The sequence below is a fragment of the Burkholderia crassaminum genome, from assembly GCF_964265005.1.
In the GTDB taxonomy this organism is placed as follows: domain Bacteria; phylum Pseudomonadota; class Gammaproteobacteria; order Burkholderiales; family Burkholderiaceae; genus Burkholderia.
On sequence record NZ_OZ183801.1, the window covers coordinates 216,742 to 234,354 of the forward strand.

At 61.2% G+C, this 17,613-nt stretch carries 18 protein-coding genes; 11 read left to right on the top strand and 7 right to left on the bottom strand.

What is annotated here, in order from left to right:
• Positions 1 to 33: 33 nt before the first annotated feature.
• The gene (locus ACPTTF_RS34260; RefSeq protein WP_423372055.1) at positions 34 to 1,440 is read left to right on the top strand and encodes an MFS transporter; all 1,407 of its coding nucleotides are present in this window, start codon (positions 34 to 36) and stop codon (positions 1,438 to 1,440) included.
• Here ACPTTF_RS34260 and ACPTTF_RS34265 read toward each other — a convergent pair.
• The gene (locus tag ACPTTF_RS34265) at positions 1,434 to 2,042 is read right to left on the bottom strand and encodes a short chain dehydrogenase (RefSeq protein WP_423372056.1); all 609 of its coding nucleotides are present in this window, start codon (positions 2,040 to 2,042) and stop codon (positions 1,434 to 1,436) included. The genes ACPTTF_RS34260 and ACPTTF_RS34265 overlap by 7 nt on opposite strands.
• A 106-nt stretch (positions 2,043 to 2,148) precedes the next feature.
• Here ACPTTF_RS34265 and ACPTTF_RS34270 point away from each other — a divergent pair, with 106 nt between their 5' ends.
• The gene (locus tag ACPTTF_RS34270; RefSeq protein WP_423372057.1) at positions 2,149 to 3,042 is read left to right on the top strand and encodes a LysR family transcriptional regulator; all 894 of its coding nucleotides are present in this window, start codon (positions 2,149 to 2,151) and stop codon (positions 3,040 to 3,042) included.
• Between the two features lie 124 nt (positions 3,043 to 3,166).
• On the opposite strand, the gene ACPTTF_RS34275 is transcribed toward ACPTTF_RS34270, so the two are convergent.
• A complete protein-coding gene (locus ACPTTF_RS34275; protein ID WP_423372058.1) occupies positions 3,167 to 3,793 on the bottom strand; it encodes an NADPH-dependent F420 reductase in 627 nt (208 codons plus the stop codon).
• 81 nt (positions 3,794 to 3,874) lie between these two features.
• Between ACPTTF_RS34275 and ACPTTF_RS34280 the strand changes: the two genes are divergently transcribed.
• Positions 3,875 to 4,255 carry a winged helix-turn-helix transcriptional regulator gene (locus tag ACPTTF_RS34280; RefSeq protein WP_423372059.1) on the top strand — a complete coding sequence of 127 codons (381 nt, stop codon included), beginning with the start codon at positions 3,875 to 3,877 and terminating at the stop codon, positions 4,253 to 4,255.
• 449 nt (positions 4,256 to 4,704) lie between these two features.
• On the opposite strand, the gene ACPTTF_RS34285 is transcribed toward ACPTTF_RS34280, so the two are convergent.
• Positions 4,705 to 6,573, bottom strand: a complete 1,869-nt coding sequence (locus ACPTTF_RS34285) for an SgrR family transcriptional regulator (RefSeq protein WP_423372060.1) — start codon at positions 6,571 to 6,573, stop codon at positions 4,705 to 4,707.
• A 78-nt stretch (positions 6,574 to 6,651) separates the two neighbouring features.
• Between ACPTTF_RS34285 and ACPTTF_RS34290 the strand changes: the two genes are divergently transcribed.
• The 3 genes from ACPTTF_RS34290 to ACPTTF_RS34300 all read left to right on the top strand — a co-directional run bounded on the left by ACPTTF_RS34290 (position 6,652) and on the right by ACPTTF_RS34300 (position 9,914).
• Positions 6,652 to 7,689: an MDR family NADP-dependent oxidoreductase gene (locus ACPTTF_RS34290; protein ID WP_423372061.1), complete on the top strand. Its 1,038-nt coding sequence runs from the start codon at positions 6,652 to 6,654 to the stop codon at positions 7,687 to 7,689.
• An 822-nt stretch (positions 7,690 to 8,511) separates the two neighbouring features.
• Positions 8,512 to 9,120, top strand: coding sequence for an SMI1/KNR4 family protein (locus tag ACPTTF_RS34295; protein ID WP_423372062.1), 609 nt, complete (start codon positions 8,512 to 8,514; stop codon positions 9,118 to 9,120).
• A 512-nt stretch (positions 9,121 to 9,632) separates the two neighbouring features.
• Positions 9,633 to 9,914: an energy transducer TonB gene (locus ACPTTF_RS34300; RefSeq protein ID WP_423391200.1), complete on the top strand. Its 282-nt coding sequence runs from the start codon at positions 9,633 to 9,635 to the stop codon at positions 9,912 to 9,914.
• A gap of 110 nt (positions 9,915 to 10,024) precedes the next feature.
• Here ACPTTF_RS34300 and ACPTTF_RS34305 read toward each other — a convergent pair whose 3' ends face one another.
• Entirely contained in the window at positions 10,025 to 10,930 is a 906-nt protein-coding gene (locus tag ACPTTF_RS34305; RefSeq protein ID WP_166958537.1) for a LysR family transcriptional regulator, read from the bottom strand.
• A 118-nt stretch (positions 10,931 to 11,048) separates the two neighbouring features.
• Here ACPTTF_RS34305 and ACPTTF_RS34310 point away from each other — a divergent pair, with 118 nt between their 5' ends.
• The 3 genes from ACPTTF_RS34310 to ACPTTF_RS34320 all read left to right on the top strand — a co-directional run bounded on the left by ACPTTF_RS34310 (position 11,049) and on the right by ACPTTF_RS34320 (position 13,154).
• The gene (locus tag ACPTTF_RS34310; RefSeq protein WP_423372064.1) at positions 11,049 to 11,639 is read left to right on the top strand and encodes a flavodoxin family protein; all 591 of its coding nucleotides are present in this window, start codon (positions 11,049 to 11,051) and stop codon (positions 11,637 to 11,639) included.
• A 72-nt stretch (positions 11,640 to 11,711) separates the two neighbouring features.
• A complete protein-coding gene (locus ACPTTF_RS34315; protein WP_423372065.1) occupies positions 11,712 to 12,767 on the top strand; it encodes an aldo/keto reductase in 1,056 nt (351 codons plus the stop codon).
• Positions 12,768 to 12,863: 96 nt separating this feature from the next.
• Entirely contained in the window at positions 12,864 to 13,154 is a 291-nt protein-coding gene (locus tag ACPTTF_RS34320) for a DUF1330 domain-containing protein (protein ID WP_166958531.1), read from the top strand.
• 169 nt (positions 13,155 to 13,323) lie between these two features.
• Here the strand turns inward: ACPTTF_RS34320 and ACPTTF_RS34325 are convergent, their stop codons facing one another.
• Positions 13,324 to 14,325: an NADPH:quinone reductase gene (locus ACPTTF_RS34325; protein WP_423372066.1), complete on the bottom strand. Its 1,002-nt coding sequence runs from the start codon at positions 14,323 to 14,325 to the stop codon at positions 13,324 to 13,326.
• Between the two features lie 143 nt (positions 14,326 to 14,468).
• On the opposite strand from ACPTTF_RS34325, the gene ACPTTF_RS34330 reads away from it, so the two are divergent.
• Together ACPTTF_RS34330 and ACPTTF_RS34335 are read left to right on the top strand one after the other, a co-directional pair.
• Entirely contained in the window at positions 14,469 to 14,810 is a 342-nt protein-coding gene (locus ACPTTF_RS34330; protein WP_166958527.1) for a winged helix-turn-helix transcriptional regulator, read from the top strand.
• Positions 14,811 to 14,940: 130 nt separating this feature from the next.
• A complete protein-coding gene (locus ACPTTF_RS34335) occupies positions 14,941 to 15,363 on the top strand; it encodes a hypothetical protein (protein ID WP_423372067.1) in 423 nt (140 codons plus the stop codon).
• A 188-nt stretch (positions 15,364 to 15,551) separates the two neighbouring features.
• On the opposite strand, the gene ACPTTF_RS34340 is transcribed toward ACPTTF_RS34335, so the two are convergent.
• Positions 15,552 to 16,025 carry a cupin domain-containing protein gene (locus tag ACPTTF_RS34340; protein WP_423372068.1) on the bottom strand — a complete coding sequence of 158 codons (474 nt, stop codon included), beginning with the start codon at positions 16,023 to 16,025 and terminating at the stop codon, positions 15,552 to 15,554.
• Between the two features lie 308 nt (positions 16,026 to 16,333).
• Positions 16,334 to 17,401, bottom strand: a complete 1,068-nt coding sequence (locus ACPTTF_RS34345) for a hypothetical protein (protein WP_423372609.1) — start codon at positions 17,399 to 17,401, stop codon at positions 16,334 to 16,336.
• Positions 17,402 to 17,613: the final 212 nt, after the last annotated feature.

A 17,613-nucleotide genomic window follows, 5' to 3' on the forward strand; every position in this document is an offset into this window, starting at 1 on the left:
ACGCTTCACTCCTCCGAATACGAAGGATTGCCGATGCAGACCTCATCCAGACATCACCCGCGGCTGGTTCAAACGGCCGCGTGCCTCGGTTTTGCCGTCGTCCTGATCGACGTCAGCGTCGTCAATGTCGCGCTCGATGCATTGCGAACGGCCTTCGGGGCAGCGGTCACGGACCTGCAATGGGTCGTCAATGCGTATGCGCTCGTGTTCGCGGCGACGCTGCTCATGGCCGGCGCCCTCGGCGACAGGCTGGGTGCAAAGCGCGTATTCATTGCCGGTTACGCGATATTCACGCTGTCGTCGATCGGCTGCGGCATGGCGCATTCCATGGAAGCGTTGATCGCCTGGCGTCTCGTTCAGGGGATCGGCGCCGCGCTGCTGGTGCCGAACTCGCTGGCCGTGCTGCGCCTCGCATTCGACGACGCAGCGGCGCGCAGCCGGGCGATCGGCTGGTGGGGCGCGGGCGGCGGTATCGCGCTGGCCGCGGGGCCGTTGGCCGGCGGGTTGCTCATCGCCGCAGTGGGCTGGCGCAGCATTTTCCTGGTCAACGTGCCGATCGGCCTGGCCGGTATCTGGATGACCTGGCGGTTTGCGCCCGACACGAAAGCGCAGCGCGGAAGGAGCCTGGATCTTCCCGGCCAACTGACCGGTGCGTTGGCGCTGGCCGCGCTCACGTTCGCGTCGACCGAGATCAGTGCTCTGGGGTGGCGCAGTCCGGTCATCGTGGGTGCGTTCGCATTGTGCGTCGGGCTGGGCATCGCGTTCGTCCGGCTGGAAGCGCGTAATCCGGACGCGATGCTGCCGGCCGCGTTGTGGCAGGACAAGGTCGTCCGCAGTTCGATCGTGATCGGCGCGATCGCGAATCTGGTGTTCTACGGCATTGTTTTTACGTTGAGCCTGCTGTTTCAGTCGGTGTGGCATATGACGCCCGTGCGCACGGGCGTCGCGTTTCTGCCGATGATGGGGGTGCTGATGGTCATGAGCATCGTTGCCGGGCGACTGACCGGCCGGCTGGGTGCGCGCACGCTTGCGACGGCCGGATTGTCGATTTCCGCTATTGGCTATCTGGCGATGTGGCCGGCGATCGCCGCGCAATCCAACGGGCTGCTCGCGATACCGATGCTGCTGGCAGGCAGCGGCATCGCGCTGACGATACCGACCATCACGGATGCGGCGCTCGCGGCGGTGAGTGGCACGCAGTCAGGTGTGGCGTCTGGGTTGTTGAATACGGCACGGCAGGTGGGCGGCGTAATGGGCGTCGCGCTGTTCGGCTTCTTCGTTCGGGAGGCCGGGGGCGTGACGTTCGTTCACGGGATGGAGCGGGCGTTGATCGTTTCGGTGCTGTTGCTGGTGGTTGGCGCGGCAATGGCCTGGCGGAATCTGGGGGCGGCAGGGGCGCGCGGGATTCGGGCTCGCGAGGCGAGCCCGCTGCGTCAATGACCAACCCGATAGACGCGACCGCTATGCACGCCTTCCACGCTGCGTCGATAAGCCATTGCCACACGTGACGCCGGCACGCTCTCGCAGCCTGGGAAAAACGGACCGAACCGATCCATGGATTCCGTCAGTACCGTCGGGCTCACGGCATTGATCCGGATGCCGCGCGGAAAATCGCATGCGGCCGCGCGCACGAATCCTTCGATCCCGGCATTCGACGTTGCGGCGTTGGCGCCCTGCGCAATCGGGTCATCGACCGCGATGCCCGAGGTCAGCGTGATCGACCCGCCATCGAACAGGTAGTGCTGACCCACCAGCGCGACGCGCACCTGGCTCAGCAGCTTGTCCTGCAATCCCTTGTGGAAATCGGCGGCCGTCATCTCCTGGATCGGAGCAAGGATCACATTGCCCGCGGCAGCGATGATCGCGTCGACTTGCCCGATCTTCTCGAACAGCGCGCTGACGCTCTCGTCACGGGTGATGTCGACCTGATGGTCGCCGGAGGTGCGACCCACGCGAATGATGTCGTGTTTTCCGTCACGCGCAAGCTCATTGGCCACGGCACGACCTACGTCGCCGCCGGCACCGATTACAACGATCTTCATGGAACCACTCCTTTTCGATTTCAGGTTGGAGCGGCCATTGTTCGTCGAACCAATATTGAGATAAATGTGCTCTAATTTCCGACACTACTAATCGCCGGTTCGCAATATGGACAAGCTGCGTTCAATGGAAACCTTCGTTGCCGTCGTGGAAGGGGGCAACTTCACCGAGGCGGCGCAGCGGCTCGGCATATCGGCGGTCATGGTGGGCAAGTATGTGCGCGAACTCGAAGAGCGCCTCGGTGCGCGCATGCTGGAGCGCACCACGCGACGACAGAGCCTCACGGATGCGGGGCGCGTGTTCTACGAAGATGCCAAGCGTGCGCTTGAACAGGTGCGGATCGCCGAGACGTCGGTCGAACGGTTGCGCGCGTCGCCGTCCGGCACGTTGCGTATCAGCGCGCCGATTACCTTCGGTGCGTGTGTCGTCGCGCCGCTGGCCGCGACTTTCCAGCAGATGTATCCGCTCGTGCGTATCGAGCTGGCATTGAGCAATCGCGTCGTCGACCTGGTTGACGAGGGTTTCGATCTCGCCATTCGTATCGGTGAACTGGGTGATGTCGATCTGATCGCAAAGCCGTTGACCCTTTATCGCATGGTGATCTGTGCATCGCCCGGTTATCTCGCGCGGCATGGGCGTCCGGAGACGCCGCAGGACCTGGGCGTGCATCACTGCCTCTCGCACTCGGTGTGGAATGGCCGTAACGGGTGGAAGCTCGGCGGGTGGGACGGGCCGCAGGTTTCGCAGTATCCGGTCTTCACGTGCGACGACGGGAACGGGCTGCGCATGGCCGCTATCGCGGGTGCGGGATTGTTGTTGCAGCCTGAAGTCCTGGTGGCGCACGATCTGGCGAGTGGGGCGCTGGTGCCGGTGATGCAGGCGTATTTGCCTGAGCCACACCCGGTTCATATCGTGTATCGGCACGATCGGCGGCCACTGCCGAAGCTGACCCGCTTCGTGGCGCATTTGCTCGAGCATGTAGCGGGGCGGGAGGCGTCTTAGCGGGTGACGCGTCCCGAGTGCATGGCACCTGAGACCCGAAGCGCCCGCCTCCCGCTGGTGCCGCGCTACTTCAGCACGGCTGCGACCGCATTGGCGACTGCGTCGAGGTTGAGAGCCCGGGTCGCTAAGCGTGAGCGCGGTGGTACACGAAGCCGGCATTCGTTCCGCCGCCCCGGCCTACCGCGATCTGAATATTTAGGTGTGCCATGGCTTCAAGATAACGGGCGTTGTGCAAGGGGCCGGTCACGACGGGCGCAAACCCCGCACTTTCCGCGATCTCGGCGACTGTGGTGTTGGCCTGGACGTCGTTGCCCGCGATGAATGCGGTAACGGCATGACCACCCCGATCGATGCGATCCAGCGTCATGATGTCGGCGAACACCGTGTTGAAGCACTTCACGAGACGCGCGCCTGGCAGCAGGTGGCCAATCGCCTCGGCCGCCGATCCGTCGGCACCCAGCGGAAGTGGCGACCAGTCGTCCTTGAGCGCATTCGTTGCGTCCACCACGATCTTGCCAGTCAGCCGATGCGCAAGGGGCGGGAGTACCTCTACACACGCCTGATAGAGGATGGCGATGACGACAACGTCACCATGCGCCGCAGCCTCTTCCAGCGACACGATACGGTACCGTGCGCCCAAGCGCGCCCGCGAGGGATCACGCAGACCGACCACCACGTCATGTCCCGCCGCTACCAGCAATTCGGCCAGATTCCCGCCAAAGTTTCCACCGCCCAGGAATGCGATCTTCATGGCATGTACCTCACGATTGATTGGGTGGCATCATTCTTCCAACAATGGTTTCTGCAATCAATTAGGTACCTGAGAGTAACCATGACGAAGAAGATCAAGTTGCCGCCTGATGCGTTCCTGAAGGTTTGTCCGTCCCGTGCGGTGCTCGCGCGTATCGGGCAGAAATGGACGGTGCTCGCCATGGTCGCGATGAAGGATGGGCCGATGCGTTTCGGTGACATCAAGCGTCGCCTGGAAGGTGTGTCGCAGAAGATGCTGACCCAGACGCTGCGCGCGATGGAACGCGATGGACTTGTGGTGCGCAATGTTTATGACGAACTGCCGCTGCGTGTCGAGTACATGCTGAGCCCTCTGGCAGGTACGCTGCTTCCACTCGTCATCGATCTCAAGGCATGGGCGGAGAATGCGCTCGCGACAATCGAAGCGAGCAATCGTGCGTTCGATCGTGAGCATGCAGAGTAGCGAGAGGGGTTTCTGGTTGGGTCCAGGCTTTCTATGTATCGACATGCTCGCAGTTCCGCACGCTTATCCGTGAATCCGCAGTTGGCTCGGGTACTCGGCAAGCGCGTTAATAGTCAGCCATCTGCGGGCTTTTCGAGCAGGGGGCTGAGTATCCGCAGGACGTCGGCAACGCCTACAGCTCTTGAACCCTCGGCTACTTCAACACGTCGACCGATCCAGAATGTGTGTGGATGTGCCTCGGGAGACAAACGCCAGACCTCCGCCTTACGTTGGTGCCCCGTGCAGACACTAGTGGTGTCAATGAATTCATGATGCGAGGATGATCAGTCGTCGGCGCGCACCTTGTAGATTGGGCGATAGCCCGAGATTTTGCCACTATGCGTCGTAATATCGCCCCCGGATTTCAAGATCCTGTCCAGGCGACAACTATTCCGGCGCGGGGGAGTCCGTCACCGCACCCAGAGATCGGCGAACGGCACGAAACCCAGGGGCGCGGCCTCTACGCCGGCAACGTGCGACTCCAGCTCGATATGCTGATGCTCGTGCGAGATCGGGATCAGCCAGCCCGCTTCGACGAGTTGCCTGCCGATTTCCTCGTAGCCCGTCATGCGCACGCGCGCATCGGCTTGCGCCTGCAGCGCCTGCAGCACGCGATCCAGCTCAAGCGTGGCATCGGCCGGCATCCACCGCCGGAAAATGCTGTCGGCGGCAAACCATTCGTAGCATCCGAAATCCTCGTCGTCGTGCAGTATCTCGCTGCCCAGCACCAGGTCGGCCGCATCCAGCCAGTCGCGCCGGATCAGCTCGGCATAAGGCAGCGCCATCACCCGCAGCCGGATATCCGCCTCGCGCAGCCTGGCCTCGATGGTGCGCGCCAGCGCCAGTTCGTCATGGGTCTGCCCGGTTACCAGGGTGAGTTCGGTGTGCCCGGGTAACGAGGGCAGGGGGCCCGATGCCGCGATGCGATGCTGCCAGGCCGGCAACAGGCCAGCCGCGGGCCGTCGCGCGGGATCGTCGGCCCCGAACAGGCGGTCGGGTGCAAGCCAGTCCGCCAGCGCAAGCCGCTGTTCGCGCTGGCGAAAACCGTCGCGCGTGGCGTTGCAGACCACGTAGGTGCAGCCCGCCTGCAGCCGCACGATGCCCTTGTTGCCCCGCGCGCGGGAAGCGGAGTGGCCGAACCGGAGGTCGAAGCCGTCTGCCAGCTCGGTCGAGGGAAGAAACCAGAGATCCAGTTCGTCGAGCAGGGCACGCTCGCGATAATGATGGCCGAAGGCCGACAGGGTGATGCGGTATTCGCTGTGGCGCGACAGCCTGAAAGGCCCCGTGCCGATCGGCATGCGCGCGAAGTCGGGCTTCCGGTGACGCGGCACGATCGACGCGTTGGCCGCCGCGAGGCGCTGCGGCCACAGATGATCGACGTCGCTCAGGCGGCACACGATCCGCCGGCCTTCGGCGATTTCCACGTCGAGCAGATGCCGGTACAGGCGCTGGAAATAGCTCGGCTCGTCACGCATGCGCAGCAGCGTGTACCGCACGTCCTCCGGTTCCAGGGGCCTGCCGTCGTGGAAGACGACGTTCGGCCGGAGCCAGAAGTGCCAGACCCGCCCGGCCTCTTCCGGCTCCCAGTGATGTGCCAGCGCTGGCACGACGCGCTGCGTGTGCCGGTCGAATTCGGTTAGCCGCGAAAAGATCTGCCGCACCAGATGGGCTTCCAGCCGGCTGATTACCCGATACGGATCGAGTGCGTCCACCGCTCGATAAAGGGGAATGCGCAGGCAATGGCTGCGCGAGCCCTCCGCATCGATGCCCAGGAAATCCGGCAACCGTTTCAGTAGCTGTCGGCGCTGCTCGTCCGCCAGGCTGGCAAACGCCTGCTCCAGTTCCCCTTCCGCCAGCAAGTCCGACAGACGGTCGAGTACCGCGTGTTGCGGCGGCACCAGGATGGTGAGGCGCGAAAAGTGGCCACGGCCGCGGGCCGCCTCCCAGCGCAGCCAGCCCTGCGCTTCCATCTTGCGCAGCAGGCTTCGCACGTTGCGTTCGGTGCAGTTCAGGGCGCGCGCCAGCGCCGGCAGGCCGGGCTGGTTGTCCTGTCCTTCGAGAAACTCGCCGAGCCGGTGGAACTGATCGATCAGTCGCATAAAAGGGGAAACGAGAAATTGAAAAATTTCCATTTTTATTGTGTCTGCAAGTATGCAGAATGTCCACGCAAACAAAACGAATTGAATCAATTCGATCCCCTCGATATCGAGATGCCTCACTTCGGTGTTTTTTTTAATTCTCGTCGCCAATAAGGTTATGGCGTGGACATTTTTCTCCATTGATCGATCGACATTGCATATATATCGTCGTTCGAACACGGTATTGAGCCGTCCGTTATCAATTAGTCTGGATAGTTAATGAGCGAAATCGATTTTCAGCACCAGCCGTCCCACAATACGCTGGTCCACCAGGTCGAACGGCCCCATGGCGAGCCCCGTCGCGAACATTTTCGTTTTGTCAGGCAGCCGCTGGCGCCGCTGGTCCCTGGCGAAGTCCTGGTGAGGAACTGGCATTTTTCGGTCGACCCCTATATGCGCGAATGTATGGACGGCGACTGGGCGCTGCACGCGCCGCTCGAGGGACGCACCATCGGTCAGGTGCTGCGCAGCACCGATGCCGCACTCCAGCCCGGCGACTGGGTTTTTCACCGCCAGGGATGGCGCACCTACGCCCAGCTGCCGGCGCAGGCGCTGCGGGTGATCCGGCCCGCCGAGGGCGTGCCGCTCACCACCTGGCTGAGCATCCTGGGCGGCACCGGATTGACGGCCTGGGTGGCGTTGACCCGTATCGTCCGCCTGCAGCCCGGCGAATCCGTGTATGTCTCGGCGGCGGCCGGAGGCGTCGGCACCGCGGCCGGCCAGTTCGCCAGATTGCTGGGCGCGGGCCGGATCATCGGTAGCACTGGCAGCGCGGACAAGGCGCGGCGCCTGACGAGCGATCTCGCGTATTCCGATGCCTTTGTCTACCAGCCGGGGCAAGTCGGCGCGCAATTGCGCGAGCGGGCTCCCGAAGGCATCGACGTCTACCTGGACAACGTCGGCGGTGAACAGCTCGAGGCGGCGATCGCCGTCCTGAAAGACCACGGGCGCGCGGCGCTGATCGGCGCGGTCGCGCAATACAGCGCGCTGCAGCCTCCCGCCGCGCCGCGCAATCTCTTCGATGCAGTGGGCAAGAGCCTGACGCTGCAGGGCTTCCTCGTGAAGAATTACACCAGCTTGCAGCAGGAACTCGAGGCGTTCGCGATCCCACACCTCCAGCGTCGCGACCTCGTCGCGCCGGAAACGGTCACGACGGGCTTCGAGAACATCGTCGACGCCTTTCTCGCGATGCTCTCGGGCGGCAATCTCGGCAAGGCCATCGTCAGCGTCGATAGTGACGACGCAGGTGCGTCCTGATTCTCGCCACGGGATTCTCCCGCCGACATCGGTCATTCAAATAAAAACGATTGTCGATTTCAGTCGCGGCATCTTGATTCATTCAGTCAGGAATATTTCATTCCGGCTTGTCAAGCGCCGGCGATGGTTTTCGTACCGGTCACCCACTATCGATTCGATCAATCTCAGCGACATGAAGGGTAGACGAGGGTGAGGTACTGGTGCCCACGTCCATACTGAATCTCATCCACGCCGAAGGCGCGAATCATTCAGAGTTCACGACGATTCAGCCCCCAATCTGCGACCCACTCCACCGCCTGGAAGACTTTCTCCCAACTGGTGCGAAAGCTTCGGCGGTCTCTTTCCACGACAGCTTGCGTGCCCACTGTGCCAAGAGCAGCATGTATGCTTTGGTCAGCGTATGCTTGCCGATGCCCCACGGTACCGCTTCGACCTTAACGCCGCACCGGCGGCAGTCGACGCGGCGCATCGAATAGAGCAGAATCACGGCAAAACCCCAGACCGGAATGAATTCGAAGCGACGTTCATGCAGTGTGTCGTACCCGCTACCAGGCTTGTTGCAACAAGAGCAAACCGGTTGGGAGCCCCTTCGCGGCCGCACGTCGATCTCGATACTGTGAGTTGCTTCGCACCGCCGCGCACCGTCGTACACGAAACCAGGAAAATGATGGCAAGCATTGAGCAGTCGAGTCAGCAGCATGGCGAGAAACTGTTCGCATTTTCTGAGATGTGTATATAGCTTGCTTTCTGCACGAGTGATTCGAGTGTTGCAATAGTCCCGCCGCTTCGGCGGCGGTTGTCAACATTAACGATAGAAAACCGATGACACTTACAAACTCTTCCGTGCCACCTCTCGAATGGCCGAGTCTGCCGGATGAGGCTGCGCGTCTTGCCTGGTTTCGCGCCGTTATCGAGGCCTATGCTGATTTGTGGGCCGGGCACGTAACCATGCCGAAGTTGACACCGGCTACGCAGGATGCGGTGTCACAGGCTGAAGGACGGATTGGGTGCGCGCTGCCCGTCGATCTTCGACGCTACCATCTGGAAATAGGCACTCTAGCGCTGTCCGAACAACTGTGCGCCCTGGAAAAAGAAGCGCCGACACCCATCCTGCCACTGTTTATGGCCTTTCCTGGTCTGGTGGAGAGAGGGCTGTCAAAACAGGAAGATGTACTGGCCAAGCAGATGGTCGCGTTCAGCGACTATCTCGGAAACGGCAACATGTTCTGTTTCCACAAAAGCACCGGCGCCGTCTATTACTTTGACCACGATACCGATCCAGTGCTGACTTTATTCGCGTCTAATATCAATAGCTATCTTGAAGCGCTAATGATTAAGATGCTTGCCGATGTGCATGAAAAAGAGGAAGCAGGGGAAGATCTACTCGTTGAGCGGTTCGGCCGGGCGTTGATCCACAAGTGGATGTATTAATGCGAAGCTAGCGTCAATAGTCAACTGCCAATTGGTCATTAGGTTCCGCCTGCAATTGCGAGCTGAGTTCGGCCTCTTCACCCACAGATTCTCTCGACGAGCCTGGAAAAAGACCAAGCCCTCTACATGAGGGCGACCACCCGGCCTATTCGCCGGCCAAGCTCAATGCTGCAGCCAGGCGGCTCAATGAGCACCCGCGAAAAACATCAGCCTTCGATACACCGGCTGAGCGATTGCATCAATCCGTTGCATCGACGGGTTGAATCCGCAGGCCAAATCGGACATTCATCGCGCTGCCTGCCGACATCAAGCGACCGTTCAGCTATGATCGCCTGACCTATGGATTTTGATCCAACGCTTTGCAACTGCTTCAACAACCGATCGGCGCCGACCACTCATACCTCATGCGGAAAATGAAACTTCTTCCGATTCTGCGACACGGCGCAGCGGCATGCCTAGGTTGTTTCGCATTATCGGCCTTTGCAGTGGCGCCTGAAGCACCCGTGCCATCCGTGGCCGCACCTGATGTCGCTCACAAGGTGATCTGCAACATTGTCAGGCCGGACTACCCGAGCGCGGCGCGACAGGCAAACGAAAGCGGGACGGTAGAGCTGCGTATCGAAATCAGCGTCACCGGTCAGGTTGAAAATGTGACCGTTGTCGAATCGACAGGGTACTCGCGCCTGGACGACAGTGCGAAGGCGGCGTTACTCGCCACCCGATGCACCCCAGACCACGATGCGGACGGCAAGCCGGTGCGAGTTGCCACGACCATTCGACTTACGTTCCAGTAAGCGACCTTCGACGAACGTACAAGTGCCAGCGCGATTCAAATCTTGAGCGGCGAAGGTTTCGCCGAACGGCTGGATGGCCTGCGTTCGATATGAGCCGGCACACCTGCCGCTCAATCAAGATAGGGCTCCAACACCCCCTCGATCCAATCCATGAAAGCCCGGACGCGAGGCGACAGATTGCGCCGATGGGCCACGACAAGCGACGCGTTTAGCGGCTCGGGACGCAAGTCGGGCAGAACCTCTACCAGCGCGCCGCTTTCAATGTAATGCGCGAGCGCCGAGTATCCCGCCTGAATCAATCCAATGCCCGCAAGCCCGGCTGCGTGATAGGTCTGAACACTGTTGACCTGCATCGCGCTTGGCAACGAAAGCGACGCATAGCTGTCGCCATCCGGGTACTCCCATCCGGTATGCCTGGCGCCAAGCGTCAGCGTGTAGTGGACCATCCGGTGTCCTTGTGTGCGCAGATCATCGAGCGTGTGCGGTATGCCGTACCGTGCCAGATAGCTCGGGCTCGCCGCATTTGTCATGCGCAGTTTTCCCAGCGGCCGGGCAATCAGCGTCTCGTCGACGATCGGCCCCAGACGGATCACGCAATCGAATCCTTCCTGGACGAGATCGACACGCCGATCGGTGCTGGAAAGTTCCAGTTCCAGTTCCGGGTGCGCCGCCATCAGCTGCGGGAGTGCAGGAATCACGACGCTGCGTGCCAATTCGGTGGGCATGTCGACGCGCAACCTTCCCCGCAGTGATGTGCCGTTACCCGAGAACATCGATTGCAGTTCCTGGACTTCGGCCAGCAGGTCGCGTGCGCGTGAATAAAAGGCGCGTCCGTCTTCAGTCAGCTGCACACGCCTCGTGGTGCGGTGCAGGAGCGCAACACCCACATCCCGCTCGAGTTCTCGGATCACCATCGACACACGTCCTTTCTGAATACCGAGGCTTTCGGCCGCGCGCGTGAAGCTTGTCATTTCGGCGACACGGGCAAAGATCAAAAGCGCGTCGAGGTTTTGCATTGTTCACCCAGGGAGTAACAGAACGTTCAATTTGTCATCATTTATAACTCAGTTGTGGCTCGGTAGAGTGGCTTCCCATGTCGTCCACTGCGGACAATCCGAACGAAAGGGAACACCCATGACACCACACGCCTCTCCGATCAACACGGTCGTCGTCTACCACTCCGGCTATGGGCACACCAAACGTATGGCAAGCGCTGTCGCCGAAGGTGCCGACGCCGCACTCGTCGCAATCGACACCGAGGGAAACATTGCAGCGGATGCCTGGGATACGCTCGCCGGCGCGGATGCGATCCTGCTCGGCTCGCCGACCTACATGGGCGGCCCGAGCTGGCAGTTCAAGAAGTTTGCGGATGCATCCTCGAAGGTCTGGTTCGAAGGCGGATGGCGGAACAAGGTCTTTGGCGGCTTCACCAACAGCGCAAGTATCAACGGCGACAAGCTCAACACGCTCGAATACTTCTTCCTGCTCGCCGGGCAGCACGGCGGCATCTGGGTCAACATGGACATCAAGCCGGCAAACGTGAAAGCCTCGATGCGCGACGACCTGAATCGGATGGGCTCCTATATCGCGCCGATGGCACAAACGCCTGCCGATGCGTCGCCTGAAGAAATGTCGCCGGGGGACCTCGAGACGGCGCGCCGCTATGGCATGCGTGTCGCGATGATCGCCGGACAGTTTCGGTCCGGAACCTCTCGAGGCAACTGAAATCCTGGCGGGCGCGACGCGACAGAACGGACGCCGCCCCATGTTATCCAGCCACGCTTGAAGGAAATGGTGATGAGATACAAGCAACTTGGCCGCACTGGCCTGTACGTTTCCGAGTTGTGCCTCGGCACGATGACGCTCGGCGGCAATGCCGACGCCGGCATGTGGAAGGCGATCGGCGCGGTCGGTCAGGACGAGGCGAACCAGCTGATCGCCCGCGCGCTTGCCGACGGAATCAATTTCATCGATACCGCCGATATTTACTCCTTTGGCCAGTCTGAACGTGTCGTCGGGCAGGCGCTCCGAGATATCGGCGTACCGCGTAGCGAGATTGTGCTGGCGACCAAGACGGCCGGCGTGATGGGCCAGAAACCCAACGAGCAGGGGGCGTCGCGCGGGCACATCATGGATTCCGTGCAGCGCAGCCTGGAACGGCTCCAGGTCGACCATATCGATCTGTACCAGATTCACGCCAGCGATCCTGTCACGCCGATCGAAGAAACGCTGCGCGCCCTCGACGATCTCACGCGGCAGGGGCTGGTCCGTTATGTCGGCGTGTCGAATTGGCGCGCAGGCACGATCGGCAAGGCGCTCGGGCTGAGTGCCGCGCTTCACGCCACACGCTTCGAAACGCTCCAGGCCTACTATTCAATCGCCGGACGTGACGTCGAGCGCGAACTGGTGCCGCTCGTCGTCGAGGAGCAGATGGGGCTGCTCGTCTGGTCGCCGCTCGCCGGCGGGTTGCTGTCGGGGAAGTTTGGTCCCGGTACGTCGACCGACAGCGGTTCGCGGCGCAGCCATTTCGATTTTCCGCCGGTCGATCTTGATCGAGCCTGGCCGTGCATTGCAGAGATGCGCACCATTGCCGATGCGCACGATGTCTCGGTTGCCCGGATCGCGCTCGCCTGGTTACTCGCCAAGCCGCACGTCACGAGCGTCATTGTCGGCGCCAAACGGGTCGAACAGCTCGAAGACAACCTCGGCGCGGTCGATGTCGTCCTGACCGAGAACGAGCTTGCGCGCCTTGATACCGTGAGTGCTTTGCCGGCCTGCTATCCCGGCTGGATGATCGAGCGTCAGGAGGCCGGCAGGCGCCCCCAACCTTTCCGGCGCGTCGTGTCGGAATAGAACCGGCTATCGCACTTCAATCCTGTCGAGGAAGGTCGTTGAAAAATTTCCGCGCCACATTGAATTGCGTGTTCCCGCTACAAAGGAGAGTTCGACATGCCAAAGGGTTATCTGGTCGCCCATGTCAGCGTTTCAGACCCAGCCGCCTATGCTGCCTATGCAGAAGCCGCGGGTGATGCAATCAAGACTTTCGGCCCGAAGGTCATTGCGGCCTGGGGGCAGTATGAAAACCTCGAAGGCGAGGCCCACGAGCGGCATGTGGTCCTCGAATTTGATTCGTTCACCGAGGCGAAGCGTTTCTATGAGAGCCCCGAATACCAGACCGCCAAGGCGCTCCGCGCCGGGGCTGCGACCGGGACCTTTGTCATTCTCGAAGGGGCTTCTTGACGCTGACCGCGACGCGCTCGAACGTGAGGCACGTCGGTTCGATCTCGCGCCGGGGGCCTCGCGAATCCCGGCCGTCCCTCGCCGGAGGCGACGCAGCTTGCGAAAGCGGGGACGTGGGTTTGTCGACACGTCCTTGCGGTGCTCAACTATTCGGCTGAACGTCCACCGGTCAATGCGACCGTACGAGCGACGGCTTGACGATGATCTTGCCGATGACCTGGCCGGTTTCTTGAGCCTGATGGGCTTCAACGATGGCGTCGAGTGTGACTTGCATGCCTATGGTCGGCACATAGGCACCGTCCTCGAGGCATCGGCCGATTGCTGAAACGGCTGCGGACTTGGCGGCCGCCGGGACGGTGTAAATGTAGACGAACCGGAATGTGCAGCCTGCGATCATGGCCTCGAGCAGGGGAAGCGACAAGTGATCGGCCGCGGATCCCACGGCATAGGAACTGATGATTCCGCCATTAGCCAGGCAACGCATGTCGATTTCTAGGTTGTCTTGCAGACTGACTTCCACGATACGATCGACTCCCCGCTGCCGTGTTACCGACTTCACGATCGCGGCCACATCCTGCAGCCGTCGATTGATCACGAGGTCGGCACCTGCTCGCTGCGCAGCGTCTGCGTGACCGGGCGTTGAAACAGTCGTCGCGACCCACGCGCCGGCCCATTTTGCGAGCAGGATTGCCGCGGTTCCGACTGCGCCCGCGCCGCCCTGGACGAGTATCGCGCGGCCCTTGATATCGCCGTCCGAGAAGAGGCAGCGATGGGCCGTGAGTGCCGGAACGCCCAGGCAGGCGCCGACCTCGAACGAAACGTTGTCGGGTAAAGGAACGGCCTGTGCTTCCGGAACGACCGCATATTCTGCAGCCGTGCCGAAGGGGCGGCGATACTGCGCTTCGAACAGCCATACCCGTTCGCCTGTCCGTGTCGGCGCAACGCCGGCACCGACCGCGTCGATCACGCCGGCACCGTCTTGATGCGGAATGACCACGGGGAATGCGGAAGGGCCGGAGAAGCCGGTACGCGCCTTGATGTCGCTGGGATTCAGGCCAGACGCGTGGATTCGCACCCGGACTTCGCCCGGACCCGGTTGCGGAACCGGAAACTCTCCGAGCCTCAACACTTCCGAAGCTTTGCCCTGTCGTTCGTAATAGGCGGCCTTCATCGATCTGATCCCTTGAGTGATTCCGATCGCCGGTTATCGGCGGCCGGTGCAACGCAGCGGGGACTATCGGTGGTCGACCGTTTTTGCACAAGAAGGCACGTCTTTGATATATAGGGAAAGAAATTATCCTATTGGGAGCCGGCATGACATCTTCGGTTAGCACGTATCCGTGCTCGGTCGCAGCGACGGTCGATGTCGCTGGGGGGAAATGGAAGCCGTTGATCGTGCACTATCTGCTGGGCGGCACCAAACGGTTCGGCGAATTGCGCCGCTTGATCGGAACGGTGACACAGCGCTCGTTGACGCTTCAGCTTCGCGAGCTCGAGTCGGATGGCATCGTGACCCGCGCGGTTTTCGCCGAGGTTCCGCCCCGCGTCGAATACTCGTTGACCGAATTCGGAAGAACGCTCGCCCCTGTGCTCGAGGCGATGAAACAATGGGGTGACGCTTACATCGAGCGACTGGAGCAATCCGCGTGTCGCTGACCGAGTTCATGAGCGTCCCGTTGCGGCGCCGGCGGTTGTCCGACACCACTGCAGCGCGGGGCGTTGAAAACGCGCACATGCCATAATTCGCCCGTTCCTGGGCTACCCGACGCATCGTGTCCTTCGCGAAATGATTTTGATCCGATCTCTTGCCGCCGCCTGCCTGTTGCTGGCTGGAAGTATGACTGCGGCGCACGCCGAGACGTACCCGCCGGAAGTGTCGAGAAACATCGACAAGCTCCAGTCCAGATGTGCCAGCAAGTCCAACGATCCCAAGGCAGCAGCGTGCATCGAATACAAGGCTACGTTGGCCCGCACCATTCCACCCGATGTTCAGGCATTGATGCGTCAGGAGGAAGCGGTCGATGACAAATGCAGGAACGGCGCGGCACCGAAACTATTGCCTAACGGGCAATATGCTCCGGGAAGTGCCTGCGCAGAACGCGAACTGGCGATGAAGACCATTCGCCAGCACGGCTGGTGCTGGGGTCATACGGACATGGATAGCTACCATCCGGGTTGGGTGATCTGTCATCCCGGTGAATGGCAGTAAAGCGGGGCGAAGCTGTCGGTCGAACGTTCGCGTGACAGCATCAGCTCGCGTCCGTCCGCAGAGGGCTGCGGATTAAGCCCGTCACGAGCGACGGGCACCTCGAGTCGATATCTTCGCTTTGCGCTACGCTGGTCGGCCGTAGTCGAACCAGCGGGGACGTTCAGCTCGCTCTAAAGCAGACATCGAGATCAATACGGGTCACCGTTCTTGTGCTCGAAAGCCCACTGTCCGTTTGAACCCATGACAGCAACGAGATCGTCCGTTGCATAGCTCACTGCGTCGTCGGATACCCTGCTGCCGACCTCGATGATCGTGGCATCGCCTGTCGAGTTGTTTTGTAGATGGTGCGGCGTGCCATTCGCGCGAAACCCCGCACACATTCCAGCGCGCATTAGATAGTTTTCCTCACCGACGTAGAGGGTGACCTCACCGCTGAGGACATACACCCACTCGTCCTGTTTCGAGTGCTGATGGTGTAGCGCAGACACCGCGCCGGGGCTCAATGTCGTCAAGTTCACACCGAACTGACTCAAACCGAACGGATCGCCAAGAGGTTTCTTCTCTCGTCCCGTCATGCGAGACGCAAACGGCTCCGGGTAATTTGAGGGTTTGGTGCGCGGTGCGGCGTCGGCGGCGACCATGCAAGCTTTGAGTTGATCCATTCGCGTTCCTCGTTCCGTCAAAATGGCCAGAGGAAATTGTGTAAATTCGCGAGGGAAACGTCAATCTTGATTCGAACAATCAACCTATCTTCTGACTGGCCGTGTACCGCGGTTGCTTTGAGCGAGTATGGTTTCCCCTGCGATTGCCGACGATTCTCGCGTCAGGCCGGGTGTCCCTTCCTGGCCGGACCCGGTCGCTGCCCGCTTCGACAATCCGCGACTGATCCAACCTGACCCGCAAAGGATATCGACACCCAGCCAAAGCCTTCGTACGCTGGCGCCAGTGCGTGTTGCAAACATGCAGACCGTCAGTCGGATGACGCCGGCAACTCATTTCCCTGCGCAGTACCGCATTGATGGCAATGCGGGAAGAAGAAGAAATTCCGGCCGCCGCATTCGCATACATTGAAGAGCTTCAATCCGCAATGGACGCAGAACGTGGAGTCGTCGCCGCCGAGATTCCATTGTTTGTCGCACGACGGGCAGCGCTTTTTTTCGAGCGAGCGAACGGCTTTTTCGTATCCGATCGTGCGCGCGCGTTCTCCCTGATCCTGCTGCAATTCGAGCCGTTTGCGTTCGGCATACCGCTGGAAGGCCTTCATCATGTAAAGGCCGGCGAATACCGTGAGCGCGATGCCGACCAGGACCCGGACATAGCCGCCGAAATTCGGCAAGTACGGGACCAGTTCAATGAAAAACGCGCTCAGTGCAAACAGGCCAAAACCGTATACGAAAGGCCAGTAGCGCATCTTGCGGTAGCGTATGAACAGCCAGATCGCAACCAGCAGTATCGGTAGCGTGAGCGCAAGCCGCAGTCCGAACACTTGCAACTCGTAATGCCGTGTCGCCTCGTCGAAGCGCCGTTCGGCGGCTGCGTCCGCTTCGGCGATTTGCGTGTCCACTTGAGTCTGCTGCGATGCCAGTGCCCGTTGCTGGTCGTTGATCGCATCGATCTGATGCTGCCAGTCGACCACCACTGCCTGGAGCGTATCCAGCTTGCGGGTTCTCGCCAGAATGTCCGGGTCTCTCGAACTGTCTCCTGTCACCGAGCGGGTTGCCAGCCAGTTGCGGAAACTTTCCTTCTCGGCCGTGTACTCCTTCGCGGCGCGGCCGCGCGCGACCTCCATCGTGTCGGCCTTCTCGGCAAGCGCGTCGTGCTGCGCCTGCAGATTGCGCCGCGCCGCGTCCAGTCGCGCTTTCGCCTGCGCATCAGCGAATTGCTCGATCACGGGCGGACCGCCCCTCGGGGCGAACGCCATGTCGCGGATCACGAGACTGCCGAGCATGTTCAGGAAGACGGCGAAGATGATCGCAATCACCCATGAGGCGAGTCGCAGGAGCCGCGCTGGACTGGTCAGGCCGTCGCCGGAAGTCATCATTGTTTTGCCTTGGTTGGGATGGTTTGGATGGTCGTCAATCTTGGTACAAGCGTCGATGGTCTCTTTCTGGTCGGCTGCCGCCCGACGCGGTCGATCATGTTGCCGAACAGCAGACATTCAAGTGTATTGACCGGCGAATATAACCCGAGCAGGTGGCGCACCGAATGGCTGTTCCACACGAGCTTACTGTTGCGGTGACGGAATCGTGG

Bases quoted from the DNA above. Each gene is read 5' to 3' on its own strand.
- ACPTTF_RS34295 (WP_423372062.1), top strand. From the start codon at position 8,512: ATGACACTTACAAACTCTTCCGTGCCACCTCTCGAATGGCCGAGTCTG.
- ACPTTF_RS34280 (WP_423372059.1), top strand. From the start codon at position 3,875: ATGACGAAGAAGATCAAGTTGCCGCCTGATGCGTTCCTGAAGGTTTGT.
- ACPTTF_RS34315 (WP_423372065.1), top strand. From the start codon at position 11,712: ATGAGATACAAGCAACTTGGCCGCACTGGCCTGTACGTTTCCGAGTTG.
- ACPTTF_RS34310 (WP_423372064.1), top strand. From the start codon at position 11,049: ATGACACCACACGCCTCTCCGATCAACACGGTCGTCGTCTACCACTCC.
- ACPTTF_RS34305 (WP_166958537.1), bottom strand. From the start codon at position 10,930: ATGCAAAACCTCGACGCGCTTTTGATCTTTGCCCGTGTCGCCGAAATG.
- ACPTTF_RS34260 (WP_423372055.1), top strand. From the start codon at position 34: ATGCAGACCTCATCCAGACATCACCCGCGGCTGGTTCAAACGGCCGCG.
- ACPTTF_RS34275 (WP_423372058.1), bottom strand. From the start codon at position 3,793: ATGAAGATCGCATTCCTGGGCGGTGGAAACTTTGGCGGGAATCTGGCC.
- ACPTTF_RS34335 (WP_423372067.1), top strand. From the start codon at position 14,941: ATGATTTTGATCCGATCTCTTGCCGCCGCCTGCCTGTTGCTGGCTGGA.
- ACPTTF_RS34270 (WP_423372057.1), top strand. From the start codon at position 2,149: ATGGACAAGCTGCGTTCAATGGAAACCTTCGTTGCCGTCGTGGAAGGG.
- ACPTTF_RS34330 (WP_166958527.1), top strand. From the start codon at position 14,469: ATGACATCTTCGGTTAGCACGTATCCGTGCTCGGTCGCAGCGACGGTC.
- ACPTTF_RS34290 (WP_423372061.1), top strand. From the start codon at position 6,652: ATGAGCGAAATCGATTTTCAGCACCAGCCGTCCCACAATACGCTGGTC.
- ACPTTF_RS34340 (WP_423372068.1), bottom strand. From the start codon at position 16,025: ATGGATCAACTCAAAGCTTGCATGGTCGCCGCCGACGCCGCACCGCGC.
- ACPTTF_RS34285 (WP_423372060.1), bottom strand. From the start codon at position 6,573: ATGGAGAAAAATGTCCACGCCATAACCTTATTGGCGACGAGAATTAAA.
- ACPTTF_RS34325 (WP_423372066.1), bottom strand. From the start codon at position 14,325: ATGAAGGCCGCCTATTACGAACGACAGGGCAAAGCTTCGGAAGTGTTG.
- ACPTTF_RS34265 (WP_423372056.1), bottom strand. From the start codon at position 2,042: ATGAAGATCGTTGTAATCGGTGCCGGCGGCGACGTAGGTCGTGCCGTG.
- ACPTTF_RS34320 (WP_166958531.1), top strand. From the start codon at position 12,864: ATGCCAAAGGGTTATCTGGTCGCCCATGTCAGCGTTTCAGACCCAGCC.
- ACPTTF_RS34345 (WP_423372609.1), bottom strand. From the start codon at position 17,401: ATGACTTCCGGCGACGGCCTGACCAGTCCAGCGCGGCTCCTGCGACTC.